Here is a 23,590-nt window from a genome sequence, read left to right on the forward strand (position 1 = left end):
ATTTGCGGGCCTTTCACCGCCGCCGCTGGCGTGTGGATAAGGTTTTGACAAGTTAGAATGCCGAGCGCCTTCAGCAGAGAATATCCACAATACATATACCAAAAAATGCCCGAGGGTTTCACCATTTTTTCAAGCGCCCATGTCCACTGACGGCATCGGCGAAAGCCTCTGGCAAGCCTGCGTCGACCAACTCGCGCAGGAGTTGTCCGAGCAGCAGTTCAACACCTGGATCAAGCCCCTGACAGCGCAGGTCGCCGACGACCTTTCGCGCATGACGGTGTTCGTTGCCAACCGCTTCAAGCTCGACTGGATCCGGGCCCAGTACGCCGGCAAGATTGCCGCCATGGCCGAGAAGATGTACGGCCAGCCGGTCGCGGTTGAGTTAGCGCTTGCTCCGCGAGAAGCGCCCGTACGCTCTGCCCCGGTTGCCGTGCTGGCCGAAACCGACGTGCCGCGCGACGTGGCCGGCCCGGGCGAGGAGCCCGCCAACGCCGGCTTCAAGAACCGGCTGAATTCGGGCCTCACCTTCGACACCCTGGTGGAGGGCACGGCCAACCGCATGGCGCGCGCCGCCGCCATGCACGTGGCCGGCATGCCGGGCCACCTGTACAACCCGCTGTTCATCTACGGCGGCGTCGGCCTGGGCAAGACCCACCTGATGCACGCGGTGGGCAACCGGCTGCTGGCCGACCGCCCGGATTCCAAAGTTCTCTACATCCATGCCGAGCAGTTCGTCTCGGATGTGGTCAAAGCCTATCAGCGCAAGACTTTCGACGAGTTCAAGGAGCGCTACCACTCGCTCGACCTGCTCCTGATCGACGATGTGCAGTTCTTCGCCAACAAGGACCGCACGCAGGAAGAATTCTTCAATGCGTTCGAGGCCCTGCTGGCCAAGAAGTCGCACATCGTGATGACCAGCGACACCTATCCCAAGGGCCTGGCCGACATCCACGAGCGGCTGGTCTCGCGCTTCGATTCGGGCCTCACGGTGGCCATCGAGCCGCCCGAGCTCGAAATGCGCGTGGCCATCCTGATCAACAAGGCGCGCGCCGAATCGGCCGAAATGCCGGAAGAAGTGGCCTTCTTCGTTGCCAAGAACGTGCGCTCCAACGTGCGCGAGCTCGAAGGGGCGCTGCGCAAGATCCTGGCCTACTCGCGCTTCAACCAGAAGGAGATCTCGATCGCCCTGGCGCGCGAGGCGCTGCGCGACCTGCTGTCGATCCAGAATCGGCAGATCTCGGTCGAAAATATCCAGAAGACGGTGGCCGACTACTACAAGATCAAGGTCGCCGACATGTACAGCAAGAAGCGCCCGGCCAGCATTGCGCGGCCGCGGCAGATCGCGATGTACCTGGCCAAGGAGCTCACGCAGAAGAGCCTGCCCGAAATCGGCGAGCTGTTCGGCGGGCGCGACCACACGACGGTGCTGCACGCGGTGCGCAAGATCTCGGGCGAGCGCCAGCAGCTCACCGAGCTCAACCAGCAGCTGCACGTGCTCGAGCAGACGCTCAAGGGCTGATCCCGGATGTCGCCAGGCATGCCCCTCGCAACAGCGGAGAATGGCGTCTCAATGGCGGATTCAAAGAGATAAGAGAAGAGGAAGAAGACATGATCGTTTTGAAGGCAACCCAAGACAAGGTCCTCGCCGCGCTGCAGTCGGTGGCTGGCATCGTGGAGCGGCGCCACACCTTGCCGATCCTGGCCAACGTGCTGATCCGCAAGACCGGCGGCCAGCTGCAGCTGACCACCAGCGACCTCGAGATCCAGATCCGCACCACGGCCGAGCTCGGCGGCGACGAAGGCAACTTCACCACCACCATCGGCGCGCGCAAGCTGATCGACATCCTGCGCACCATGCCGGCCGACCAGACCGTGAGCCTCGAATCGAGCGCGAGCAAGCTGGTGCTCAAGGGCGGCAAGAGCCGCTTCACGCTGCAGTCGCTGCCGGCCGAGGACTTTCCGCTGGTGCAGGAAGCCGCCAACTTCGGCCCGGTGTTCAGCGTGCCGCAAAAGACGCTGAAGGACCTGCTCTCGCAGGTTTCCTTTGCCATGGCCGTGCACGACATCCGCTACTACCTGAACGGCATCCTGTTCGTGGCCGAAGGCAAGCAGCTGAGCCTGGTGGCCACCGACGGCCATCGCCTGGCGTTCTCGTCGGCCACGCTCGACGTCGAGGTGCCGCGCCAGGAAGTCATTCTTCCGCGCAAGACCGTGCTCGAGATGCAGCGCCTGCTGTCGGACGCCGAAGGCGCCATCGAGATGCAGTTTGCGAACAACCAGGCCAAGTTCAGCTTCGGCGGCATGGAGTTCGTCACCAAGCTGGTCGAGGGCAAGTTCCCCGACTACAACCGCGTGATCCCCAAGAACCACAAGAACAGCGTCACGCTCGGCCGCGCGCCGCTCTTGGCCAGCCTGCAGCGCACCGCCATCCTGACGAGCGAGAAGTTCAAGGGCGTGCGCCTGAACATCGAGCCCGGCACCCTGCGCATCGCGTCGAACAACGCCGAGCAGGAAGAGGCCCAGGACGAACTCGACATCGACTACGGCGGCGACGCCATCGAGATCGGCTTCAACGTGACCTACCTGATCGACGCGCTGTCCAACATGGACCAGGACATGGTCAAGCTGGACCTGGCCGACTCCAACAGCTCGGCCCTTTTGACCATCCCCGAGAACGCATCCTTCAAGTACGTCGTGATGCCGATGCGAATCTAGAAGCCAGAAAACACAGCGCCTTGCGCAGACAGCCCGCGGCCCTCCGCGGGTTTGCGCTTTCAAGAGGCAGGAAAAACCGGCTCCGAGAGCCCGAGAAATCCCGTGAATGCCGTGAGAGATAGAGGAATATCCGAATGAGTGCAGAAGAGAACAAGCCCGAAGTACCCCACACCGAGCCGGTCTACACGCCCGAGATCGAGAGTGCGGTACCGATCGAGATCACGCCCGCCGACACCAGCTACGGCGAAGGCTCGATCACGATCCTCGAAGGGCTCGAGGCGGTGCGCAAGCGCCCCGGCATGTACATCGGCGACACCTCCGACGGCACGGGCCTGCACCACCTGGTGTTCGAGGTGGTCGACAACTCCATCGACGAGGCGCTGGCCGGCCACTGCGACGACATCGTCGTGACCATCCACACCGACAACTCGATCTCCGTCACCGACAACGGCCGCGGCATTCCCACGGGCGTGAAGATGGACGACAAGCACGAGCCCAAGCGCTCGGCCTCCGAAATCGCGCTCACCGAGCTGCACGCGGGCGGCAAGTTCAACCAGAACAGCTACAAGGTGTCGGGCGGCCTGCACGGCGTGGGCGTGAGCTGCGTGAACGCGCTGAGCGTGATGCTGCGCCTGGTGGTGCGGCGCGAAGGCAAGATCCACGAGCTCGAATTCAGCCGCGGCTTCGTGCAGAACCGCCTGATCGAGACCGTGAACGGCGTCGAGGTGTCGCCGATGCGGATCATCGGGGAGACCGACAAGCGCGGCACCGAAGTCCACTTCCTGCCCGACACCGAGATCTTCAAGGAGAACGCCGATTTCCACTACGAAATCCTCTCCAAGCGGCTGCGCGAGCTGAGCTTCCTGAACAACGGCGTGCGCATCCGCCTGAAGGACGAGCGCAGCGGCAAGGAAGACGACTTCTCGGGCGCCGGCGGCGTCAAGGGCTTTGTCGATTTCATCAACAAGGGCAAGACCGTCCTGCACCCCAACGTGTTCTACGCAATGGGCGAGAAGCCGGCCGACACCTACGGCGGCATCCCGGGCACGCACATCGGCGTCGAAGTGGCGATGCAGTGGAACAGCGGCTACAACGAGCAGGTGCTGTGCTTCACCAACAACATCCCGCAGCGTGACGGCGGCACCCACCTCACGGGCCTGCGCGCCGCGATGACCCGCGTCATCAACAAGTACATCGAAGAGAACGAGTTCGCCAAGAAGGCCAAGGTCGAAGTCACCGGCGACGACATGCGCGAAGGCCTGTGCTGCGTGCTGAGCGTGAAGGTGCCCGAGCCCAAGTTCTCGAGCCAGACCAAGGACAAGCTGGTGTCCAGCGAAGTGCGCGCGCCGGTGGAAGACATCGTCGGGCGCCTCCTGACCGACTACCTGCAGGAACGCCCGAACGACGCCAAGATCATCTGCGGCAAGATCGTCGAGGCCGCCCGCGCCCGCGAGGCTGCGCGCAAGGCCCGCGAGATGACGCGCCGCAAGGGCGTGCTCGACGGCATGGGCCTGCCCGGCAAGCTGGCCGACTGCCAGGAAAAGGATCCCGCGCTGTGCGAGGTCTACCTGGTGGAGGGCGACTCCGCCGGCGGCTCCGCCAAGCAGGGCCGCGACCGGAAGTTCCAGGCCATCCTGCCGCTGCGCGGCAAGATCCTGAACGTGGAAAAGGCGCGCTACGAGAAGCTGCTCACCAGCAACGAAATCCTCACCATGATCACGGCCCTGGGCACCGGCATCGGCCGTGCCGGCGCCACCAGCGCGGGCGGCGGGGCGGACGACTTCAACGTCGCCAAGCTGCGCTACCACCGCATCATCATCATGACCGACGCCGACGTCGACGGCGCCCACATCCGCACGCTGCTGCTCACCTTCTTCTACCGGCAGATGCCGGAGCTGGTCGAGCGCGGCCACATCTACATCGCGCAGCCGCCGCTGTACAAGGTGAAGGTCGGCAAGGAAGAGCAGTACCTGAAGGACGGCCCCGCGCTGGACGCCTTCCTGCTCAAGGTGGCGCTGAAGGACGCGAGCATCGAGACCGGCGGCCCCAACTCGACCACCCTCTCCGGCGACACGCTGGCCGAGCTCGCGCGCAAGCACCAGCTGGCCGAAGCCGTGATCGCGCGGCTGCGCAACTTCATGGATGCCGAGGCCCTGCGCGCCATTGCCGACGGCGTGGCGCTCGATCTCGACACCACGCCCGCGGCCGAAGCCTCGGCCGTGGCGCTGCAGGCCAAGCTGCGCGAGCTCAACACCACCGGCGTGCCGGCCGAGGTGAGCAGCGAGTTCGACGCCCGCACCGACAAGCCGCTCCTGCGCATCAGCCGCCGCCACCACGGCAACATCAAGAGCAGCGTGCTCACGCAGGACTTCGTGCACGGCGCCGACTACGCCGCGCTCGCCGAAGCCGCCAACACCTTCCGCAACCTCCTGAGCAGCGAGGGCGCCACCGTCCGCCGCGGCGAAGGCGAGCGCGCCAAGGAAGAAAAGGTGGCCGACTTCCGCATCGCCATGAAGTGGCTCATCGGCCAGGCCGAGAACGCCACCTCGCGACAGCGCTACAAGGGCCTGGGCGAAATGAACCCCGCACAGCTGTGGGAAACCACCATGGACCCGACCGTGCGCCGCCTGCTGCGCGTGCAGATCGACGACGCGATCGAAGCCGACCGCGTGTTCACCATGCTGATGGGCGACGAGGTCGAGCCGCGCCGCGAATTCATCGAGCAGAACGCGCTGCGGGCGGCGAATATCGACGTCTGATCGCTGAAGAAATCCGACAGCGTCGGTGAAACAAAAAAGAGCGCCCGGTATTGCCGGGCGTTTTTTTTGTTTCTTCGAGCCACAGGCCCGCCAACCTGCCACGCGCGCCAACCCACTCCGATAGCCCTTTAGTCGCCCATAGGTACTTTCACCAATAGGCCCTGTTTTGTCAGGCAAAAGTCAGCAGTTAATCTCATAATTGAGTTCCAAAGTATTACTTTTGCTCGCGGACTTTGCCTTGACCTTGTTTGAGGGAAAAGGCGCCCAGAAGCGATCTGGAGGGTGCGATGTGCGTCACCAGCATGAATTCCGTCGGGGCTTCGGAAACGACGTATCGGGTGTGGACGGACGATCCCGGCAGCTTCTCTACCCAGAGGATCACGCCGATGCACCACAACTTCCACGAGCATCCGCTGTTCCAGGTGCCCGAGCTCGTGAGGCTCGGGATGGAACTCTCGAAGCTGGACCAGTGCAGGTTCATGAACCCCGACAGGACGGTCGCTTCCAGGCTCGCGCACGACAGCCGGCCGCCCGACGGGCGCAGCATCGCGGAATTCTTCAAGCGCGTGGAGGAGCCAGGTTCGTCGGTGGCCTTCTACAACATCGAAGTCATCCCGCGCTACCAGGCCCTGCTGATGTCGGTGGTGAATTCGATGCGCTCCCTCGTCGAGCGCGAGCAGCCGGACATCTTCAGGGTGAACGGATTCGTTTTCTTCTCTGCGCCGCCTTCCGTCACGCCCTTTCACATCGATCGCGAGAACAACTTCTGGCTGCAGTTGCATGGCCACAAGATCCTCAACGTCTGGGACCACCGCGACCGCAGCATCGTGCCGGCGGAAGCGGTGGAGGATTTCATCGTCACGCAGTCGCTCCAGAAAGTGCGCTTCAACCAAGCGTTCTTGCCGCGCGGGCTGGAATTCGATGCGCAGCCCGGCGATGCCGTCTATTTCCCGAGCACCTCGCCCCACATGACGAGATCCACGGCCGACCGGGCCGCCACCCCTGGCGGTCGCCTGTCGATCTCGATCGGCGTGACCTTCTACACCGCTTCGACGCGCAAGGTGGCACGCATTCACCAAGTGAACCGGCTGATGCGCAAGTGCGGAATGTCTCCCTCCTATCCGAGCGAATCGCCCACCGCAGATACCGCCAAATCCGCCGTCGGCGGCTTGGTGGGCGCCTGCCGCGCACGGCTCGGCGCTGCGCGGGCCCGGTTCATCTGCATGACCTCGGCACGGCGAGTCAAGCACGCGCCGCCGCCGGGCTCCTACTGAAACGCCCGGCCATTCCGCCGATCATTCGCCCGATCAGCGGCAGCCCAGGCGGAACCGCCCGGAGTTCAGCCGCCTCTTTCAGCAAATAGGCGGCTTGGCTCAAATGGACCGGTGGACGTGAACGCGGCCTCTGCCTGCGCTCCGCTCGCCCCGGCCACCGTGCATCATTTGCGCGACGCGTGCCAGCCCGCCGGTTCCGCTGGCCGCGCGGCCGACCAGCGCACCGCCGGCGGCGCCCGCCAGCAGGCGGCGCGCCAGGGAGTGGCTGCGCCCCGCGGTCAGCAGCAGCAGGACACCTGTGCCGAGCACGGCAAGGTGCTCGCCCGGGAAGCCGGGCCGCCGCGCGTCCTTCTGCTTGATTGCCTCGATCCTGGATCCAATGGTCATTTGAAGCTCCTTTCTGCTGTACGAACTTTCTTCATAACGAGCGGTACGGTGCACCTCTGTAGGCGCCGATGACGTGCACCGCGTCGAATCGGGCCCACAGCGGCGGCTTCTCAGGGTTTTCACAGGGAGGAGCCTCCGAAAGGGCGCCGACGCCCGTCACACGTCTGTCATCAGCTATTAAAACAATAGCGTTCAGTCCTTCCCCGAAGATCCTTCCTCGTAAACGCTATATCTAGCCCGACTCTTGCTAAGCAAAATCCTCGACGGATTTCACGTCACCCCATGATCGAGGACTCGAAGCAATGAACCTTATGCGTCTGCGGCAGCCGATGGCTGCATTGGTACTGGGCGGCACAGCAGCATTCTTCGGGGCGATGACATCGGCCCATGCGTTCTCGAACCCGCCCATCCAGATGGCGCAGGGCGTCGAATACATGTGCGGCGGCACGAACAAGGCCGAGGCGGCCTTCATGCAGATGGTCTCGCCGCGCTGGGCAGCCACCATCGAGTTCGGTATCAACGACAGCGCGCAGCGCGGCAGCTTCCCCGCGCGCGCGGCGGTCCAGGTGCGCGAGAAGTACACGGGCCGCCCCGTGATGGAGGCGCAGTCGCAGGGGCCCTACATGCTCGCGCGGCTGGACCCGGGCGCCTACGACGTGAACGTGACGCTCGGCGGCCTCACGATGACACAGACGCTGACGGTGATTGCAGGCGTGCCGGCCCGGGCAGTGTTCATGTGGCCGTCGAACTTCGACATGGCCTCGGTGATGCCGCCGATGCCGCAGGCGCTCGCGCAGACCTCGGCGGCGCGCTGAGCTTCCTCCCTTTCCTTCCCGGCCCGGCCGGGCCTGGACCTTTTCGTTAAGCCTTGCCTAAGCCGTGCGCCGCACAGTGGCGCACGTGGCCTTCCCCGGCCACGCAGACAAGGAAGAAAGGACCCAGACATGACCCCCCGGATTTCATCGCATGCGCGGCCTCTCGCGGCCGCCATGCTGTGCGGCGCCGTTCTCCTCGCGGCGCTTTCTTCTTCGGCACACGCGACGGTCAACCCGCCGATCCGCATGGCGCACGGCATCGAATACATGAGCGGCGGCATCGGCAGCGACGAGGCCAAGCTGATGGAGACGGTGGCGCCGCGCTGGCCGGCCACCTTCGAATTCGCGATCAAGGACCACGCGGGCGCCGAGTTCGCCTCCGACGTGCGCGTGACCGTGCGCGACAGCCATGGCACGGTGCTGCTCGACAACGTGGAGTCGGCCGGTCCGTTCATGGTGGCGCGGCTCGACCCCGGCACCTATGAAGTGGAGGCTCGCTTGCGTGGAAACACGCTCAAGCAGACGCTGCAGGTCAGGCCCGGCGCGCCCGCTCGGGTGGCATTCGTCTGGCCGGCGGGCACCGATATGGCTTCTGCCGGCACGCGCGCGGTGCAGTGACTGGCGAGCGCCGGCCCGGTGGCGGCGCGGCGCAACGGGAGCCTCGCCGCCCGCTTCGACCGCAGCGCACGCTATCCGGCTGCCCGGCGCTATAGAAAAAATAGCGAGGCAGCGGCCGGAGACCGCCTTGAATGCGCGGCATGCGCCTTGCAGATGCCGTGTCCCGGGCCACGCCCGTTCCCATTGCCCCCATGCCGATACGTTCCCTGAGCGTGCTCACCGCGCTCCTGCATGTCTACATTGCGCTGCGGCTGCTGCCCGCGCTGGCCATGCTCACGCCGGCCTGGCCGCTCGCGCTGGCCGCGCTCGCCATCTCGGCCCTGACGATCCCGCTGCCCTTTGTCTCGCGCGGCAGGGAGCGCGGCGCCTCGGCGGGCGAACTGCTCCAGTGGACGGGGCTCATCAGCATGGGCTGGTTCTCCTCGCTGTTCGTGTCGACGCTGCTGCGCGACGCGGGCCTGCTGCTCGCCTGGCTGGCGAGCGTGCTGTTCGGCGCGCCGGTGCCCTGGCATGCCGTGCTGCCATGGAGCGCAATGGCCGTGCTGGTGCTGGCCACGCTGGTGTCGATGGTGGGTTTTCTCAATGCCCGCCGCACCGCGGACGTGAAGCGCGTGGAGGTTCCGATCCGCGGCCTGCCGGCGGCGCTCGAGGGCTTCACGATCGCGCAGCTCAGCGACATCCACGTCGGCCCCACGATCAGGAGCGCCTACATCCAGCGCATCGTCGATGCGGTGAACCGGCTCGGCGCCGATGCCATCGCGATCACCGGCGACCTGGTGGACGGCAGCGTGGCCGAGCTGCGCGAGCACATCGCGCCGCTGGCGGGGCTGCGTGCGAAGCACGGCACTTTCGTGGTCACCGGCAATCACGAGTACTACGCCGGCGCGCACGCATGGATCGACGAGCTGCGCAGGCTGGGCCTGAAGGTGCTGCTCAACGAGCACGTGGTGCTGCAGACGCGCAACGTGCGGGGCGCCCAGAACGACGAAGAGCTGTTCGAGAGCCAGCTGGTGCTGGCGGGCGTGACCGACTACACCGCCGGCCATTTCGATGCCGCGCACGCCAGCGATCCGCACCTGGCGCTGTTCGACGCGCCGCCGCTGGTGCACACGCGGGTGCTGCTCGCGCACCAGCCACGCAGCGCGACGCTGGCGGCCCAGGCCGGCTACCAGCTGCAGCTGTCGGGCCACACGCACGGCGGCCAGTTCTTTCCGTGGAACCTGTTCGTGCCGATGCAGCAGCCCTTCACCGCCGGCCTGCACCGGCTGCACGACATGTGGGTCTACGTGAGCCGCGGCACCGGCTACTGGGGGCCGCCCAAGCGTTTTGGCGCGCCGTCCGAGATCACGCTGCTGACGCTGGTGATGGCGCGCGGCTGACGCGCCGGCGCGCTCAGCCGCGCAGTTCGGCAGCCAGCCGCCGGGCGTTCGAGGTGGCGGCGGCGTGGATCGGCTTCAGTCCTTCGCGCGCGATGCGCACCGCCGCGCCCGAGAGCCGGCTGGCCGTGCCCGCCGCCCGGGCCGTGGCCTGCACGAAGGCGTCGCTGCGCTCCGCGGCCTGCGCCGGCGTGACGCTGCCGGCCATCGACAGAAAGGCCCCTGCACTCAGGAGCCATTGCTGCAGCGCGCGGTTCGCCAGCGAGACGTGGCTGCTGTGCCATTGCCGGACCATGGCGGCCCCGGACTGGCCTGCGGCGGCAATTTTTTCATCGCCCATGAGCTGGAACTCCGCGAGATCGGCCGCGCTGGGCGCGAGCCCCGCCTTGGCCATGCGCCCGGTGCGCATCTGGATCACGGAGCCGGAGGACAGCAGCATCTCCTGGGTCTTGAGGGCCACGTCGACCCACAGCATCAGCGGGTTGGACAGGCGGGCGACGGAGGTGAGGGATGGCATGGGGCGCGATCTATGAGGACGGACGAGCCCCACTATAGACGCGAGGCGCGGCAATTGCTGCACCGCAACAAAACCGATTCCGCAATTCTGTTGAACAAGTCCTACTTTCCGACATGGCAATAGCCTCGGGCCCAGGCGCGGACTGCAGCGGAAAGTAATTATTTCTTTTCTTTTCTTTCATTATTTGCAGTCAACAACCACATCATGAAAGCACACAGGTCCGCGTCCCTCGGGGCCGCCGTGTTCGCAGGCGTCCTGAGCCTGCTGGGCGCACCGGCTCATGCGTTCGAAGACAGCGCGCGCGGCTACTACTTCGAGGGCGGCCATGCGCCGCATGGCGACCAGGGCGGCACCGAGTCGGCCACGGTGGGCGTCACGCTGCCGTGGTCGCCGCGCCAGCCGGTGCATGAAGGGGCGCTCACTTCTTACTGGGATCTGTTCGCGAGCCATTGGCATGCGCCGGCCCTGGGCGGCGGTTCGCGCAACTACACGCAGATCGGCGCGATCTACACCTGGCGCTACCGCTTCGACAGCGGCAGTTCGCCGTGGTTTGCCGAAGGCGGCGTCGGCGGCACGGTGATGGACCACCTCTACCGGACGCCCGACCGCAGCTTCAGCACCGCGTTCCAGTTCACCGAAGTGCTGGGCGTGGGACGCAGCTTCGGCGAGAACGGCAGGCACGAACTCACATTGCGGCTGCAGCATTTCTCGAATGCCGGCATCAAGAAGCCCAACCCGGGCGAAAACTTTGTGCGGCTGCGCTACACCTATCACTTCTAGCGCTTCAGCGGCGCGGCATGCCGCCAGCGCCGCGCACGCAGCTCGGTGACGAAGTACGCCACCGTGGCCACGCCCAGCGGCAAGAGGTAGTAGAGCCCGCGGTAGACCAGCAGCACGCCCAGCAGCCGGCCTTGCGCCACCTCGTGCGAGAGCAGCGCAAGGAACACCGCCTCCAGCACGCCCAGGCCCGCCGGCACGTGCGTGACCACGCCGGCCACCGCAGCCACCAGCAGCACCGCGAGCACCGTGTGGTAGGCCACCGCGCCCTGCAGCAGGACCCAGATCACGCTGCCGATCAGCGCCCAGTTCAGGCAGGACAGGGCCAGCTGGAGCCAGGCCATCCGAAGGGACGGCACCTTGAACGGATAGTGGCGCAGCCGGAACACGTGCCCGCTGGCCAGGGCGCACAGCACGAAGTAGCCCGCGGCCAGCAGCAGCAGCACCGCGCCCAGGATGCGCAGCCCGCCGTTGCCGACCTTCCATTCGGCCGGCAGCACCAGCGGCCAGAAGCAGAAGGCCACCCCCGCCACCACCAGGTAGCCGAGCCAGTTGGTCAGCATGCTGAAGCCGAGCACGCGCGTGATGGTGCCGTTGGGAAGGCCCAGCCGCGAATAGAGCCGGTAGCGGAACGCCACGCCGCCCACCAGCGAACCGAGGTTGAGGTTGAAGGCATAGCTGATGAAGGTCACGCCCATCACGGTGCGGGCGCCGAGCGGATGGCGCGTGAGATGGCGGCCCAGCAGGTCGTAGGTGCTGTAGGTGGCAAAGCTGCCGGCGGCCAGCGCGCCGGCCAGCCACAGCGTGGCCGCGGGCAGCGCGCGCATGGCGTCGAACACCTCCTGCCAGTCGATGGCACGCGCCTGGCTCACGAGCAGCCAGGCGATCAGGCCGAAGAAGGCCCAGACCGCGATGCGCCGCAGCCAGGGCCACCAGGGCCGGTGCGCGGGCTTCGCAGTGGAGATGCTCATGCCGCTTCCGTCGGCGTGGCCCCGTTGTCGCCGGCGCCTTCGCGCTTTTCGCGCTTCTCGGCAAGCTCGATGGCCTCGGCCGGGGTGAGGCGCGGCACCTGCCGCGGCAGCCAGCCGAGCCACGACGGATACCAGCGCAGGAAGTGGAAGATGAAGAAGCTGCGCACCAGCCGCCAGCCGCTCCATCCGCTCTCCAGGTCGGCCTCGCCGATCTGCTGGCAGCTCTCGCGCATGAGCTTGTCCATGCGTTCCCACAGCAGCTGGTTGAAGGCCCTGCCACGCGCAAACACGTTGGCCTCCAGGTTGAGCGACAGGCTCAGCGGATCGAGATTGCTCGAGCCGACCGTGGTCCATCCGTCGTCCATCAGCGCGACCTTGGCGTGCAGCGGGCGGTCGCAGTATTCGTAGATGCGCACGCCCGCATGCAGCAGGTGGTGGTAGAGCATGGTGGCGGCCGTCTTGACGATCGGCATGTCGGGCTCGCCTTGCAGGATGAGCCGCACGTCCACGCCGCGCCGGGCAGCGCGGCGCAGCTCCTTGATGAGCCTGTAGCCGGGAAAGAAATACGCGTTGGCAATCACGATGCGCTTGCGCGCGGCGCGGATCGCGGCCAGGTACTCGCGTTCGATGTCGCTGGTGTGGCGGCGGTTGTCGCGCGTGATGAGCACCGCCTCCACGTCGCCGACGGACTCGCGGTCGACGGGCGGCGCCTGCTTGAGCCGGCGGCGGAACCAGCGCGGCCCCTTGTCGCCGAGCGCGATGGCGCGCAGCACGAACTGGTGGATCTGCGCCACGACGGGCCCGCGCAGCTCCACCGCGTAGTCCTGCTTGGCCTTGGGCCCGTAGTCCAGCAGGTGGTCGGCCGAATAGTTGATGCCGCCCACGAACGCGAGTTCTCCATCGACCACCACGATCTTGCGGTGCATCCGCCGAAACACGTTGAGCCGCTTGCCGAGGACGGGTTGCCCCGGATCGAACACCCGCACCCGCACGCCCACGGCGCTCAGCTGCGCGATGAATTCGCGCGAGAGATCCGGCGAGCCGAAGCCGTCGACCAGCAGGTCGATCTTCACGCCGCGCTGGGCCGCCGAGCGCATGGCGGCATGCAGCGCCAAGCCGACCTTGTCCTCGAACAGGATGAAGGTCTCGATGATGACTTCGCGCTGCGCCTGGCGAATGGCATCGAACACGCGCGGGAAGAACTCCTCGCCGTTCTCGAGCAGCGCGATGCGGTTGCCGCCCACCCATTGGCCGACGTTATCCATGGCGTTCACCGCAGGTCATGGCTCGTGTCCGCTTCAAAGATCGATGTTCGCCACCAGCGGCGCATGGTCCGACAGGTGCGACCAGGGCTTGCGCGGCAGCACCACGGGCGCATGCACGCCCGCGTTGCGAACATAGATGCGGTCCAGAGGCAGCAGCGGAAAGCGCGCCGGAAAGGTCTTGGCGGCCGAGCCGTTCGCATGCACGAAGACCTCGCGCAGCGCGGCGCCTTCCTCCAGCACCTGGTGGGCACGGCCGCGCCAGTCGTTGAAGTCGCCCGCGACGATCAGCGGCGCGTCGGCCGGCACCTCGTCGCGCACGATGTGCAGCAGCAGTTCGAGCTGCTGCTGCCGGTGCGCCTCGGCCAGGCCGAGATGTGCGCAGATCGCGTGGACGTCGACCGTGCGGCCCGGCAGGCGCAGCACGCAATGGAGCAGGCCGCGCTTTTCGGGCCCGGCCACCGACACGTCATGGTTGCGGAAATGCACGATCGGAAACTTGGACAGCACCGCGTTGCCGTGATGGCCCCTCGGGTACACGGCGTTGCGGCCATAGGCGAACTGCGGCCACATGGTGTCGGCCAGGAATTCGTAGTGCGGCGCCTCGGGCCAGTTGTTGACCTTGCGCGAGTGGCGCGAATGGGTGCCGAGCACTTCCTGCAGAAACACCACGTCGGCTCCCACCGTGCGCACCGCGTCGCGCAGCTCCGGCAGGATGAACTTGCGGTTGAGCGCGGTGAAGCCCTTGTGGGTGTTCACCGTCATGACCTTGAGCGAAGTCGGCGCCGCGGCGGCAAGTGGAATCGGTGAGGAAGACATCGGTGTTGTGGTTGTACGTTGCCGCGCCCGGCGCGCCTGTAGGAACGCGCCACCTTCTTTGCCGCCTTTCGCGAGGCGACGGCCGGCTCCTACAGGCAGGCCTGCCGCACCCCGACACGGGCCGCATGGGGGGCCTCCTACGGTGGTTTTCAGGCCGCAGCAAAAACAAGCCGGCGGTCCTCTTCATCATCATTTTTCAAAGGAACGCACCATGAAGCACGCAATCCTTCACGCCACGGCGCTGGCCGGCCTGATGGCCGCGGCCGGTGCCGCCATGGCGCAAGCCACGTCGATACCTGCGCAGCCGGACCCCGCCGTGAGCGGCCAGGCCAGCACGCAGACGCCCTCCGGCGTGCCCAACCCGCCGCAGCGCCCCGACGCCAGCATGCCGGTGTCGCGCGAAGCCGTGAAGGCCGAGGCGCGCGCCCACAACCGCAACAACGCCAACAACCCGGTGCCCAAGGGCGAGGCCAGCACCACCGTGAATGCGCAGCCGAACGCGATGCCGCAACCCACCGGCGAAATGTCGCGCGCCGAGGTGAGCCAGATGGCCCGCAAGACCAAGCCCCGGTTCGGCCAGCCCGGCGAGCGGCCGGACGTGCCCACCAATCCGTCCGAAAGGACCGGCACGCCCCAATAGCCGTCCATGTACGAAGAAAGAAAGCCCGCGGTGCTCAAGGCATCGCGGGCTTTTTCATGCGTGGGCGCCGGTTCCGGCGCCCCGGCGGCGGGTCAGCTCTTGGCGGGTGCTGCCGAAGGTTGCCCGTCAGCGCCGCCGTGGCCGTGGTGGCCGCGGTGGCCATGCATGCCGACATGCACCGTCTCCGCGTCGAAGGTCTTCTGCTGATCCGGCGTCAGCGCGGCATAGAAGGCCTTGGTGGCTTCGGCGCGCTTGGCGAACCTGGCGCTGCGCTCGGCCTGGCGGGCCTGCATGCGCTCCAGGCGCTCGGGCGTGGTGAGCTTGGCGAATTCCGCGCGGTCCATGCGCTGCGTGCGGGCCGGCGGCTGGCTGGCCGCTGCGAAGGTGGTCCACGCGCTTTCCTGTCCGGCATTCAGCTTGAGCTTTTCCTTCAGCGCGGCAAGCCGCTTGGCGCGGTGCTCCTGCATGCGCTCCATGCGCTGGGCCGGGTCCATGCGCTTGTGCTGCGCCTTGGGTGTCGCGCTGCCCTCGGCCTGCGCAACGGCGGCCGTGGGCGTGGAGGGCGAAGTGCCGGGTGCCGCCGGGGCCTGTTGTGCGAAGGCGCCCGAAGAGGCGAGGGCGGCCGAGCCCAGAAGGCTGGCCCAGACGATGCGTTGGCGAAGAGAGATCATGAGAAGTGCTTCCTTTCGAAGAAGCCCGCCGCCAAGGGGCAGCAGGTGAGACGAAGTGTGGAAGACCTCTGTATCGGCCAGGTGAGCCGCAAGTGAGCCTGCGTAAAGAATCATGAACGGGCGCGCGGCTTCCGGCGGCGCGGCATGCCTCATTTGAGCCGCGGCGGCTTCAGCCCGCGGTCGGGCGCCTGCAGCTTGCCCGCGCGCAGTTCGCCCACGGCCAGTGCCACGGCACGGGCCACGTTGCGCACTTCCTCCTGCACGCCTTCGTCGGCATCGAGGCTGTCGTGGCTGGTGGCGTAGGGCTCGTAGTAGCCGATGTAGCGGTCGAGCCGGGCCTGCGCACCCGCGTCGATGAGGCCCATCCAGTCGAGCCAGTCCGACAGGTTGCGCCGCACGCTCTCGGCGCCGGCCACGTCGCCGTGCACCACCAGGCCGTAGACCCGCCCCGCCAGGTGCTTGGGATAGCCCCAGCCCTGGAGCTCGAGGGCCTTGGCTTCGTCGGGCTTCTTGCCATGGGTGCTGGTGGGGTCGGGGTTGCCGCCGTCGGCGCACACCAGCCGGTCGGTCATGAGCTTGAGCGGGCTGGCGGACTGGTACCAGTGCGTGGGCGTGAACAGGATCACGCCGTGCGCGGCCACCCAGCGCTCGTAGATCTCGTTCATCCAGTCGCCGGTCTGGCGCAACGCATGGTTGGGATAGCAGCTGCAGGGCCAGTGGCACAGCGGCATGGCGGTGGACACGCAGCCCTTGCAGGGATGGATGTAGCGCCCGTAGTCGGAAGCGAGAAGGCTCAGGTCGAGCACGTCGACCTCGATGCCGCAGCCATCGAGCACCTCGCGCGCGATCTGCAGCAGCCGCCAGCTCTTGGAGATCTCGCCCGGGCAGGTGCCGTCGTTGCGCGGCGAGCCGTTGACGAGCAGCACGCGCGAGCGCGTCTGCGGGCTGCCCCAGGCGGCCTGCGCGGCGTCGATGCGCGCCCTGGCTTCGAGCCAGTCGACCGAAAGTTCGTAGTCGGGGTCGGCATGGCCCGGACCTGCCTTGCGCGTGACGGGCGACTTGCGGCCCTGTTCGTAGGCCTCCCATGCGATGAGCTCGATGCGCCGCAGCGCCTCCTTTTCGGACTGGAAGGCGGGGTCCTGGAAGGGCTGCATGAAGCGCTCGTGGAACTGGTCGCGCTTCAGTGTTTCGGGCGCCTGGCCCTTGCGGACCTCGGGGGCTTTGGTCGTGCGATGCGGCATGGCGGCCAATCTATGCCCCATGCGTGCGCCCGTGACCTGCGGGCGATGCCGATTTTCGGTAGGCCTGCGACTACATCAGGCCCCGAACTTGCCGCTCTGGAAGTCCTGCACGGCCTCCTTCAGCTGCTCCTGCGTGTTCATCACGAAGGGGCCGTACTGCGCGATCGGCTCGTGCAGCGGCTTGCCGGCAATCAGCAATGCGCGCGCCGGGCTGTGGTTGGTGGCGCCGGCGCGCAGCACCACGCCATCGCTGCCGGGATCGTTCGCCAGAATGGCCATGCGGCGCGTGGGCACCTCGCTGCCCGCGATCCACACCGACTCGCGGAACGCATAGACGAGCGCGTTGTGGTCGTCGGGCAGGGGCTGGGCGAACTCGGCGCCGGGCGGCAGCGTGATGTCGAGGTAGAGCGGCTCGGTGTGCTCGCGCCGCACCGCGCCCTCGATGCCGTGGCTCGCGCCCGCGATCACGCGCACGTGCACGCCCGCGGCGGTGGTGTATTCCGGAATCTCCTCGCTCTGGATGTCGCGATACCAGGGCTCGCGCATCTTGTCCTTGGCCGGCAGGTTGAGCCAGAGCTGGAAGCCTTCCATCAGGCCGTCCTCCTGCTCGGGCAGTTCGCTGTGGACGAGGCCGCGGCCGGCCGTCATCCATTGCACGCCGCCGTTCTGCAGCAGCCCTTCGTGGCCGGCGCTGTCGCGGTGCCGCATGCGGCCCGCGATCATGTAGGTCACGGTTTCGAAGCCGCGGTGCGGATGGCTCGGAAAGCCGCCGATGTAGTCACCCGGGTTGTCGCTGCCGAAGGCGTCGAGCATCAGGTAGGGGTCGAGCCTTTTCTGCAGCGGCTGCTGCAGCACGCGGGTGAGCTTGACGCCGTCGCCATCGCTGGTGGAAACACCGGCCACGATGTGGTCGATGCCGCGCGGCGTGGCCACGGGATCGGTCGGGTGGTTGGCGTGGTGGTTTGCATTCGTCATGCAGCCATGGTGGCACTAACGGCCCGACCGCGCCACCCGGTAGGAATTGCCCGTCTTCAGCGCGGCCACTGCTGGCGCTGCCAGTAGCGGTACTGCCACCGGGTCGAGAAACCGGCGCGCCGGTAGAGCGCATGGGCCGCCAGGTTGTGCGCGTCGACCTGCAGGAACACCTGCTCGAAGCCGCGCGCGAGCGCCGCCTGCGCAAGGCCTGCCAGCACGCGCCCGGCCAGGCCCCGGCCGCGCTGCGACTGCTCGGTTCGCATGCCGTGCACGCTGGCCCATCCGTGGCCGAAGGCCATGGCGCCGGCCGCGACGGTCCGGCGGCCCTCGCGCACGCTGGCATAGAGCGAGCCCTGGGCGCGCGAGAGCGCACGCACGCGGTGGGCGCCGTCCACGGGATCGAAGCCCTCGCCGAGGAACAGGGTGGCCCAGGCGTCGTCGGGCGCCAGGTCGACATCGGCCAGCGGGGCGCCGGCCGCGGCCACCTCGCGCATGCGCCGTGCGGAGCCGACCTGCACGCAGGTCGGCGAGTCGCCGACGTAGTGCCGCTGCTCCAGCTCGGACTGCAGCGCCACGAAGGAGGGCACATCGGCCAGGCGGAAGGCGGGCACGAAGTGCCGGCGGTCGTAGCGGTCCTCGATGCGGTCGATCGTGCGGCCGGCGACCGGCTCGCGGTGCAGCGGCACGGCCGACCTGGCGCGCTTGACGGTGCCGTCGTCGAAGGGCAGCAGCCAGCCGTCGAGCTCTTCGACGACCAGCGGCGACACGGCGGCCACGGTGGCGCGCTCGATGGCCTCGACCTCGTTCATGGAAAGGCCTCCGGTGCGGTGAATCTGGCAGCCGCCACGCTCTTGAGCAGCGACTCGCGCTGGTTGCGGCTGATGCCGCGCACGCTCTCGGCGACCCACTTGGTGCGGTCCGGGTCGATCTGCCCGTCGCGCCGCCATTGCTCGAGCACCGCCTGCGGCTTGTGCAGCATGGACGCGAGCCAGACCGCCTGCGCGGGCTCCAGGCTGCGCGCGGAACGCTTGAAATAGCGCCGGGCGGCGGCTTCGGCGCCGCACAGGTTGCCGCCCCACGGCGCGTTGTCCAGGTAGAGCTGCAGGATGCGCGCCTTGCCCAGGGTCTGTTCCATTTCGACCGCGTAGAGCAGCTCGCGCAGCTTGCGCTCCGCGGTGCGGTCGCTGCCGGTCACCAGCATCTTGGCGAGCTGCTGCGTGAGCGTGCTGCCGCCGCGCTTGGGCTGGCCTTCCTTCTGGTTGTTGTCGATCGACGCGACGATCTCCGCCAGGTCGTAGCCGGCGTGGGTGAAGAAGCGCTGGTCTTCGGCCGCGATGACGGCGCGCGCCAGCCAGCTGTCGTTGGCCAGCTTCGACGGCGCGCCGCAGCTGGTGCGCGCGCCGAGCATGGCTTCGGTGCCCAGCCCCTCGACGGTGAACTGGCTCACGGTGGGCTGCACCGCGAACGTGGCCTCCGGCAGCATGACCTGCCCGCGCAGCGCCAGCGTGCCGCCGATGCGCGCGCGCTGCAGCTCGGGCAGTTGGGGTGCGAGCACCGCATACCAGCGGGCAATGGGTGCGTCCTTGATGTCGGCGCCGAGCTGCAGGCCCTTGCCCTTGGGCACCAGCTGTCCTTGCCACTGGCCCTGGAGCACGGCGGCGGCCTCGGCGCTGCGCGGCGTGGCCTCGATGGTGCCGGCCAGCGTGTTGCCTTCGCGCTTCACGGTGGCGACCAGGCCTTCGAACACGATCGGCTGCGTGCCGAGCGCGGCAACCTCGGCGCTGCAGGGCGAGCAGCGCACTTCGAGCACGCCCGCCGCGTCCTTCCAGGCGAAGTGCAGGGTGCCGAAGCGGCTGTCGAACGAGTGTCCGTCCAGCCGCGGCGCGAACCACGAGGAGGTGGCCAGGCGCACCGCCGTGGGCACGCCCACCGCAAAGCGCAGCGGGCCGGCCTCGACCGTGGTGCTCCACTCCCCCGCGGCCGGTGCAAGCACCAGTTTTACTATCAGGAAGATAGCAACGCAGGTTGTCACGACAAGGGCCAGCAGCCCGTAGATCACGAATCGCAGAAACTGTTTCACAAAACTCTCATCACATCGGCCTCGCCACCGTCACAGCTTGCCACGGACCGCTCGAGCGTCCACTGGCCGCCGCCCAGTACCAGGCTGAAGTGTCGGTGAAAGCCGTGCCTTCGGCATCGACGATGCGCTCACAGACACGGATCTTTTGCGCACTGTGCCGTTGCGCAACAAAACAGCGCCACAGCCGCTCCTGCGCATCGCGTTCGAGGCGCGCCTGTTCGATGCGAAAACCCAGCGCGCGGTAGCAGTCGGCCGCCGGATGCAGCATGCGCGTGGGGGCGTTCACCGCGCGCATCACGATGGTCTGCGTGCCGTCGGTCATGCGGCCGATGGCACCCGGAAAGCGGTCGGCAAAGCGCTGCTCGACGTCGCCGAGCGCCAGCGGCCGCAGTGGAACGCCGTCCCACTGGTTCGGCCATTCGTGCGAGGCCATGGCGATCGAGGGTTCGGGCGGCGCACGCAGCGCCGCCGCGGTCGACCACAGCATGCACAGCAGCATCAGGAGCGCAAAGGCGGTCTTGTGGCCGATGCGGTTGATGAAATGGTTGGCAAACAGGACTTCAAAGAACCGTGTCGACATGGCGGCCTCCTTGCGTGGTGATCAGGCCCGGGATCGGCCGGTCGGCGAACGCGGGCTCGGTGCGCACCGGCACCATCAGGCGGGCGATGCCGCCGCACACCGCGGCCAGAATCAACAGCCCGAGCAGGTTGTGCGCCCAGGGCGCGAGCGGATGGGCCGCGCCTTCGAACGCGATCAGCATGCTGTTGCGCAGGATGTTGCCGCCCAGCACCATGAGGCCGACCATCGGCAGCCGGCGCAGGAAGCCGCGGTCGCTGCGGCGGGCCCAGAGCGCCACCGCGCAGGCCGTGAAGTAGCCAAGCCACACCATCTGCACGCCCGAGCACGGCGCGTCGACGATCACCAGCCGGCCATCGACAACCAGGCTGCTTCCCTCGCGCGCCACGCTGAAGCCCGGCGCCAGCAGCCAGCGGCTCGCCTCGGCCGTGACCACGCGCAGCGGATAGCCCGCATAGAACTGCAGCGACGACAGCAGCGGCAGCGCGAGCACCGCCAGGCCGGCCACCGGCAGCGCGGCCACGCGCCGCGGCAGGAAGGCCAGCAGGCCGCAGGCCAGTGCCAGCACGGCCACCAGGCCCGTGGCGAGCGGCGGCAGCGCGGGCAGGGCGCCGAGCCCCGTGCGCAGCACTGTCGCCAGCACGGTGCCGGCGCCTGCCAGTGCCAGCCAGCCCAGCTGCGGCGCAGCGCGCAATTCGCGCCGGCAATGCCAAGCCAGCGCGGCCAGGGCAGCCAGTGCCAGCAGGCCCAGCGGATCGTCGGAACCGTCGCGCAGCCGCCGGGCCATCCAGGCCCAGGTCGGCGCGAGCGCGGCGAATTGCAGTGCGAGCCAGCCGGCAGCCGGTGCGCGGTCGACGTGGATGCCCCAATCCACGATGCGCGGATGGCGATGGGCGAGTGCGGCCAATGACATTTTTTCTTTTCCCCTGGCTCAGGCCGTGAAGCGGCGCGGGTCGTTGCGGCGCGCGCGGCGGCGCAGCATCGCGAGCATCGACAGCACCACGGCAATCGCGCCCAGCGTCTCGGGTTCCGGCGTGCTCGGCACCTCGGCGCCGAGTGCGAGTTCGCTCACGCCCTGCGGCAATGGCAGCGGCTGGTTCACGCCCACGCTGTTCTGCGGCGCGGGGTTGCGCACCACCTTGTCGACGGCGATGAAGCTGGTGTACTGGGTCAGCAGGCTGTACTTCAGGCCGAGCTCGGTGATGCGCTCCTTGAACGCGCTGCCGCCTTCGAGCGTTTCCTGGTCGCTCAGGCTCTGGATGCGGTGGCGCGCCCACAGCGTGCGCAGCGCGGCGGTGTCCTGGCGCAGCTGCGGGTCGATGCGCAGTTCCTGGCGGTACGGGCCGTTGGCGCCCTGGCCTTCGACGATCACGCGGCCCTTGGCCTTGCCTTCCGCGTCCGCGCGCCACTTGCCGAACACGATCACCGGGCGTTCGCCCAGCACGTCGGGCAGCGCCTGCGGCTCCACGTCGTACACGTCGAGCCCGCCGAAAGTCACCTTCACATTGGTGAGCACCGGCGACTCCACCATGCGGCGGAAGCGCGCGGCCTGCTCGGGCGCCTGGATCGGGTCGGTGATGATGAAGGGCTCGCCCATGCCGGCGCGCGCAATGCCTTCCATCAGGCTGCGGTTGACCGACGACCCGATGCCGAAGGCGAACACATTGGCCTTCGAAAGGTTCTTGCGCACCAGCTCGAAAGCCTCGCGCTCCACACTCACGTAGCCGTCCGTCACCAGCACCACGGTGCGCGAGACCTTCTCCTCCTTCGGCTCGGCGTAGACGCGCTTGAGCGCGGGAATCAGCTCGGTGCTGCCGCTGCCGCCGTAGTTCTGGATGGTGGCCAGCGCCTGCTCGATGTTGGCGCGCGTGGCCGGCACCGACCGGGGCGAGAGCATCTTGTTGCTGCCCGAGAACAGCAGCACGTTGAAGGTGTCGCTGGGCCTGAGGCCGCCAATCAGGCGTTCGAGCACCGTCTTGGCGGTGTCGAGCGGAAAGCCGTGCATCGAGCCCGAGATGTCGACCACGAAGATGTAGTCGCGCGGCGAGATCGCGCTGGCGGCCACGGCCTTGGGCGGCTCGACCATCGCGAGGAAGAAGTTCTCGGCGCTGCTGTCTGTGTTCTGGCCCTTGTAGAGCATCAGGCCCGATTCGATCCTTTCGCCCGCAAGGCGGTAGTCCAGCACGAAGTCGCGGTTGTCCGCGGGCCGGCCATCGGCCGCGAGCAGGATGTCAGCGTGCCGGTCTTCATCGCTCTTCTTCACCTCGATGGTGTGGGACGAGGAGCGCACCTCCTTCAGCCCCATGGGCGTGTCGATACTGGCCTTGAGCCTGAAGCTGGTGTTCGGCGCCACGTCCGCGCGCAGCGTGGGCTGCGCCACCCACTTCGCCTGGGCGTTCTCCGACTGCGGGCTGTTGTAGCGCGGGCCCACCACGGTGGGAAAGACGAACGCATAGTTGCCCGACTGCGGCACCAGCAGTTCGGTATAGCGCAGCTCCACCTTCACGTCGTCGCCCGGCAGGATGTTGGCGACGTTCATCTGGAACACGTTGGGCAGGTGCTGCTCGAGCAGCGCGGCGGTCTTGCCTTCCTTCTTGGCGCTGTCGTATTCGATCTGCGCCTGCTGCTTCTCGCGGATCTGCGCGGTGATCAGCCGGTCGGCCAAGCGCACGTTGAGACCGCTGACCGCGGCCTTGGTCGAGCCCGGAAAAACATACTTCGCCTCGATGGCGCGCTGGCCTTCGTTGCGGTAGGTCTGCGTGACGGTCACGTCGGCAATGACGCCCGAGATCTTCACCGCCACCTCGGTGGCCTTGAGCGGCAGGCGGTCGACCGCGGGATCGTCGCTCTTCACGAAGAAGTACGGGCTCTCGGTCTTCAGCCGCGGGCCCGGTGCTTCCTGGGCATGCACGGGGTTGAGGCTGAGCGCGACGAAGCCCGCCGTGGCCAGGCTCACGGTGGCGAGCCAGAGCCAGCGGCCGGGACGGGTGGAGGTGTGGGCATCCATGGCGGTGTGGGTGTTGGTGTCCGTGCGAACTTGCACAGCCGCAACTGTCGGCACCGCGCGAGAAGGGAATTGGAAGGCTCCTTGAAGTCCGGCGCGTGGATGCGGCGTT

Annotated in this window: 22 protein-coding genes; 9 read left to right on the forward strand and 13 right to left on the reverse strand. The window is 67.5% G+C overall.

Annotated features, from left to right (window positions below):
• Window positions 1-139: 139 nt before the first annotated feature.
• The 4 genes from dnaA (at window position 140) to ACAM58_RS00605 (ending at window position 6,748) form a co-directional block, all read left to right on the forward strand.
• Complete coding sequence (dnaA, locus tag ACAM58_RS00590; RefSeq protein ID WP_012745166.1) at window positions 140-1,519, forward strand: chromosomal replication initiator protein DnaA; 1,380 nt, start codon at window positions 140-142, stop codon at window positions 1,517-1,519.
• 89 nt (window positions 1,520-1,608) lie between these two features.
• On the forward strand, window positions 1,609-2,715 hold the full coding sequence (gene dnaN / locus ACAM58_RS00595) for a DNA polymerase III subunit beta (protein ID WP_012745167.1): 1,107 nt from the start codon (window positions 1,609-1,611) through the stop codon (window positions 2,713-2,715).
• A gap of 134 nt (window positions 2,716-2,849) precedes the next feature.
• Complete coding sequence (gene gyrB, locus ACAM58_RS00600) at window positions 2,850-5,474, forward strand: DNA topoisomerase (ATP-hydrolyzing) subunit B (protein ID WP_012745168.1); 2,625 nt, start codon at window positions 2,850-2,852, stop codon at window positions 5,472-5,474.
• A gap of 386 nt (window positions 5,475-5,860) precedes the next feature.
• Window positions 5,861-6,748: a cupin domain-containing protein gene (locus tag ACAM58_RS00605; RefSeq protein WP_369663879.1), complete on the forward strand. Its 888-nt coding sequence runs from the start codon at window positions 5,861-5,863 to the stop codon at window positions 6,746-6,748.
• Between the two features lie 99 nt (window positions 6,749-6,847).
• On the opposite strand, the gene ACAM58_RS00610 is transcribed toward ACAM58_RS00605, so the two are convergent.
• Complete coding sequence (locus ACAM58_RS00610) at window positions 6,848-7,135, reverse strand: hypothetical protein (protein WP_012745170.1); 288 nt, start codon at window positions 7,133-7,135, stop codon at window positions 6,848-6,850.
• Window positions 7,136-7,437: 302 nt separating this feature from the next.
• Here ACAM58_RS00610 and ACAM58_RS00615 point away from each other — a divergent pair, with 302 nt between their 5' ends.
• From ACAM58_RS00615 to ACAM58_RS00625, 3 genes are all read left to right on the forward strand, one after another.
• Window positions 7,438-7,950 (forward strand): hypothetical protein, encoded by a 513-nt coding sequence (locus tag ACAM58_RS00615; RefSeq protein WP_012745171.1) that lies wholly within the window; start codon window positions 7,438-7,440, stop codon window positions 7,948-7,950.
• Between the two features lie 129 nt (window positions 7,951-8,079).
• Window positions 8,080-8,568, forward strand: coding sequence for a hypothetical protein (locus ACAM58_RS00620; RefSeq protein WP_012745172.1), 489 nt, complete (start codon window positions 8,080-8,082; stop codon window positions 8,566-8,568).
• Window positions 8,569-8,699: 131 nt separating this feature from the next.
• Window positions 8,700-9,947, forward strand: coding sequence for a metallophosphoesterase (locus ACAM58_RS00625; RefSeq protein WP_278878950.1), 1,248 nt, complete (start codon window positions 8,700-8,702; stop codon window positions 9,945-9,947).
• 13 nt (window positions 9,948-9,960) lie between these two features.
• Here the strand turns inward: ACAM58_RS00625 and ACAM58_RS00630 are convergent, their stop codons facing one another.
• Window positions 9,961-10,461, reverse strand: coding sequence for a polyhydroxyalkanoate granule-associated phasin (locus tag ACAM58_RS00630; RefSeq protein WP_369663880.1), 501 nt, complete (start codon window positions 10,459-10,461; stop codon window positions 9,961-9,963).
• Between the two features lie 204 nt (window positions 10,462-10,665).
• Between ACAM58_RS00630 and ACAM58_RS00635 the strand changes: the two genes are divergently transcribed.
• Window positions 10,666-11,241, forward strand: coding sequence for an acyloxyacyl hydrolase (locus ACAM58_RS00635; protein ID WP_369663881.1), 576 nt, complete (start codon window positions 10,666-10,668; stop codon window positions 11,239-11,241).
• Here the strand turns inward: ACAM58_RS00635 and ACAM58_RS00640 are convergent.
• Genes ACAM58_RS00640 through ACAM58_RS00650 form a run of 3 tightly spaced genes read right to left on the reverse strand, consistent with a single transcriptional unit; the run spans window position 11,238 to window position 14,290 of the window.
• On the reverse strand, window positions 11,238-12,209 hold the full coding sequence (locus ACAM58_RS00640) for a lysylphosphatidylglycerol synthase domain-containing protein (RefSeq protein ID WP_012745176.1): 972 nt from the start codon (window positions 12,207-12,209) through the stop codon (window positions 11,238-11,240). The two genes, ACAM58_RS00635 and ACAM58_RS00640, sit on opposite strands and share 4 nt — an antisense overlap.
• Entirely contained in the window at window positions 12,206-13,474 is a 1,269-nt protein-coding gene (gene clsB / locus ACAM58_RS00645) for a cardiolipin synthase ClsB (RefSeq protein WP_278878954.1), read from the reverse strand. Before clsB ends, ACAM58_RS00640 begins: the two co-directional genes overlap by 4 nt.
• A gap of 33 nt (window positions 13,475-13,507) precedes the next feature.
• A complete protein-coding gene (locus ACAM58_RS00650) occupies window positions 13,508-14,290 on the reverse strand; it encodes an endonuclease/exonuclease/phosphatase family protein (protein WP_018903409.1) in 783 nt (260 codons plus the stop codon).
• A gap of 211 nt (window positions 14,291-14,501) precedes the next feature.
• Here ACAM58_RS00650 and ACAM58_RS00655 point away from each other — a divergent pair, with 211 nt between their 5' ends.
• The gene (locus tag ACAM58_RS00655) at window positions 14,502-14,930 is read left to right on the forward strand and encodes a hypothetical protein (protein WP_012745179.1); all 429 of its coding nucleotides are present in this window, start codon (window positions 14,502-14,504) and stop codon (window positions 14,928-14,930) included.
• A 92-nt stretch (window positions 14,931-15,022) separates the two neighbouring features.
• Here ACAM58_RS00655 and ACAM58_RS00660 read toward each other — a convergent pair whose 3' ends face one another.
• The 8 genes from ACAM58_RS00660 to ACAM58_RS00695 form a co-directional block, all read right to left on the reverse strand.
• Entirely contained in the window at window positions 15,023-15,601 is a 579-nt protein-coding gene (locus tag ACAM58_RS00660; protein WP_369663882.1) for a Spy/CpxP family protein refolding chaperone, read from the reverse strand.
• Between the two features lie 149 nt (window positions 15,602-15,750).
• Window positions 15,751-16,842 (reverse strand): flavodoxin family protein, encoded by a 1,092-nt coding sequence (locus tag ACAM58_RS00665; protein ID WP_369663883.1) that lies wholly within the window; start codon window positions 16,840-16,842, stop codon window positions 15,751-15,753.
• Between the two features lie 75 nt (window positions 16,843-16,917).
• Entirely contained in the window at window positions 16,918-17,817 is a 900-nt protein-coding gene (locus ACAM58_RS00670; RefSeq protein WP_012745182.1) for a pirin family protein, read from the reverse strand.
• Between the two features lie 56 nt (window positions 17,818-17,873).
• Complete coding sequence (locus tag ACAM58_RS00675; RefSeq protein ID WP_018903405.1) at window positions 17,874-18,626, reverse strand: GNAT family N-acetyltransferase; 753 nt, start codon at window positions 18,624-18,626, stop codon at window positions 17,874-17,876.
• Window positions 18,623-19,897 carry a transglycosylase domain-containing protein gene (locus tag ACAM58_RS00680; protein WP_028256396.1) on the reverse strand — a complete coding sequence of 425 codons (1,275 nt, stop codon included), beginning with the start codon at window positions 19,895-19,897 and terminating at the stop codon, window positions 18,623-18,625. The genes ACAM58_RS00675 and ACAM58_RS00680 overlap by 4 nt, the downstream gene beginning before the upstream one ends.
• A gap of 10 nt (window positions 19,898-19,907) precedes the next feature.
• The gene (locus tag ACAM58_RS00685) at window positions 19,908-20,477 is read right to left on the reverse strand and encodes a hypothetical protein (RefSeq protein ID WP_028256395.1); all 570 of its coding nucleotides are present in this window, start codon (window positions 20,475-20,477) and stop codon (window positions 19,908-19,910) included.
• Window positions 20,458-21,387, reverse strand: coding sequence for an exosortase Q (gene xrtQ, locus ACAM58_RS00690; RefSeq protein ID WP_369663884.1), 930 nt, complete (start codon window positions 21,385-21,387; stop codon window positions 20,458-20,460). The genes ACAM58_RS00685 and xrtQ overlap by 20 nt, the downstream gene beginning before the upstream one ends.
• An 18-nt stretch (window positions 21,388-21,405) precedes the next feature.
• Window positions 21,406-23,481, reverse strand: coding sequence for a VIT domain-containing protein (locus tag ACAM58_RS00695; protein ID WP_028256393.1), 2,076 nt, complete (start codon window positions 23,479-23,481; stop codon window positions 21,406-21,408).
• Window positions 23,482-23,590: the final 109 nt, after the last annotated feature.

The sequence above is a fragment of the Variovorax sp. V116 genome (genome assembly GCF_041154435.1).
Taxonomy (GTDB): Bacteria; Pseudomonadota; Gammaproteobacteria; order Burkholderiales; family Burkholderiaceae_C; genus Variovorax; species Variovorax paradoxus.

What these genes read in the sequence shown, in the direction of transcription:
- ACAM58_RS00625 (WP_278878950.1), top strand. Translation starts at nt 8,700, where the DNA reads ATGCGCGGCATGCGCCTTGCAGATGCCGTGTCCCGGGCCACGCCCGTT.
- dnaA (WP_012745166.1), top strand. Translation starts at nt 140, where the DNA reads ATGTCCACTGACGGCATCGGCGAAAGCCTCTGGCAAGCCTGCGTCGAC.
- gyrB (WP_012745168.1), top strand. Translation starts at nt 2,850, where the DNA reads ATGAGTGCAGAAGAGAACAAGCCCGAAGTACCCCACACCGAGCCGGTC.
- ACAM58_RS00615 (WP_012745171.1), top strand. Translation starts at nt 7,438, where the DNA reads ATGAACCTTATGCGTCTGCGGCAGCCGATGGCTGCATTGGTACTGGGC.
- ACAM58_RS00655 (WP_012745179.1), top strand. Translation starts at nt 14,502, where the DNA reads ATGAAGCACGCAATCCTTCACGCCACGGCGCTGGCCGGCCTGATGGCC.
- ACAM58_RS00685 (WP_028256395.1), bottom strand. Translation starts at nt 20,477, where the DNA reads ATGTCGACACGGTTCTTTGAAGTCCTGTTTGCCAACCATTTCATCAAC.
- ACAM58_RS00620 (WP_012745172.1), top strand. Translation starts at nt 8,080, where the DNA reads ATGACCCCCCGGATTTCATCGCATGCGCGGCCTCTCGCGGCCGCCATG.
- ACAM58_RS00695 (WP_028256393.1), bottom strand. Translation starts at nt 23,481, where the DNA reads ATGGATGCCCACACCTCCACCCGTCCCGGCCGCTGGCTCTGGCTCGCC.
- ACAM58_RS00640 (WP_012745176.1), bottom strand. Translation starts at nt 12,209, where the DNA reads ATGAGCATCTCCACTGCGAAGCCCGCGCACCGGCCCTGGTGGCCCTGG.
- clsB (WP_278878954.1), bottom strand. Translation starts at nt 13,474, where the DNA reads ATGGATAACGTCGGCCAATGGGTGGGCGGCAACCGCATCGCGCTGCTC.
- ACAM58_RS00660 (WP_369663882.1), bottom strand. Translation starts at nt 15,601, where the DNA reads ATGATCTCTCTTCGCCAACGCATCGTCTGGGCCAGCCTTCTGGGCTCG.
- ACAM58_RS00650 (WP_018903409.1), bottom strand. Translation starts at nt 14,290, where the DNA reads ATGTCTTCCTCACCGATTCCACTTGCCGCCGCGGCGCCGACTTCGCTC.
- ACAM58_RS00635 (WP_369663881.1), top strand. Translation starts at nt 10,666, where the DNA reads ATGAAAGCACACAGGTCCGCGTCCCTCGGGGCCGCCGTGTTCGCAGGC.
- ACAM58_RS00605 (WP_369663879.1), top strand. Translation starts at nt 5,861, where the DNA reads ATGCACCACAACTTCCACGAGCATCCGCTGTTCCAGGTGCCCGAGCTC.
- dnaN (WP_012745167.1), top strand. Translation starts at nt 1,609, where the DNA reads ATGATCGTTTTGAAGGCAACCCAAGACAAGGTCCTCGCCGCGCTGCAG.
- ACAM58_RS00670 (WP_012745182.1), bottom strand. Translation starts at nt 17,817, where the DNA reads ATGACGAATGCAAACCACCACGCCAACCACCCGACCGATCCCGTGGCC.
- ACAM58_RS00610 (WP_012745170.1), bottom strand. Translation starts at nt 7,135, where the DNA reads ATGACCATTGGATCCAGGATCGAGGCAATCAAGCAGAAGGACGCGCGG.
- xrtQ (WP_369663884.1), bottom strand. Translation starts at nt 21,387, where the DNA reads ATGTCATTGGCCGCACTCGCCCATCGCCATCCGCGCATCGTGGATTGG.
- ACAM58_RS00675 (WP_018903405.1), bottom strand. Translation starts at nt 18,626, where the DNA reads ATGAACGAGGTCGAGGCCATCGAGCGCGCCACCGTGGCCGCCGTGTCG.
- ACAM58_RS00665 (WP_369663883.1), bottom strand. Translation starts at nt 16,842, where the DNA reads ATGCCGCATCGCACGACCAAAGCCCCCGAGGTCCGCAAGGGCCAGGCG.
- ACAM58_RS00630 (WP_369663880.1), bottom strand. Translation starts at nt 10,461, where the DNA reads ATGCCATCCCTCACCTCCGTCGCCCGCCTGTCCAACCCGCTGATGCTG.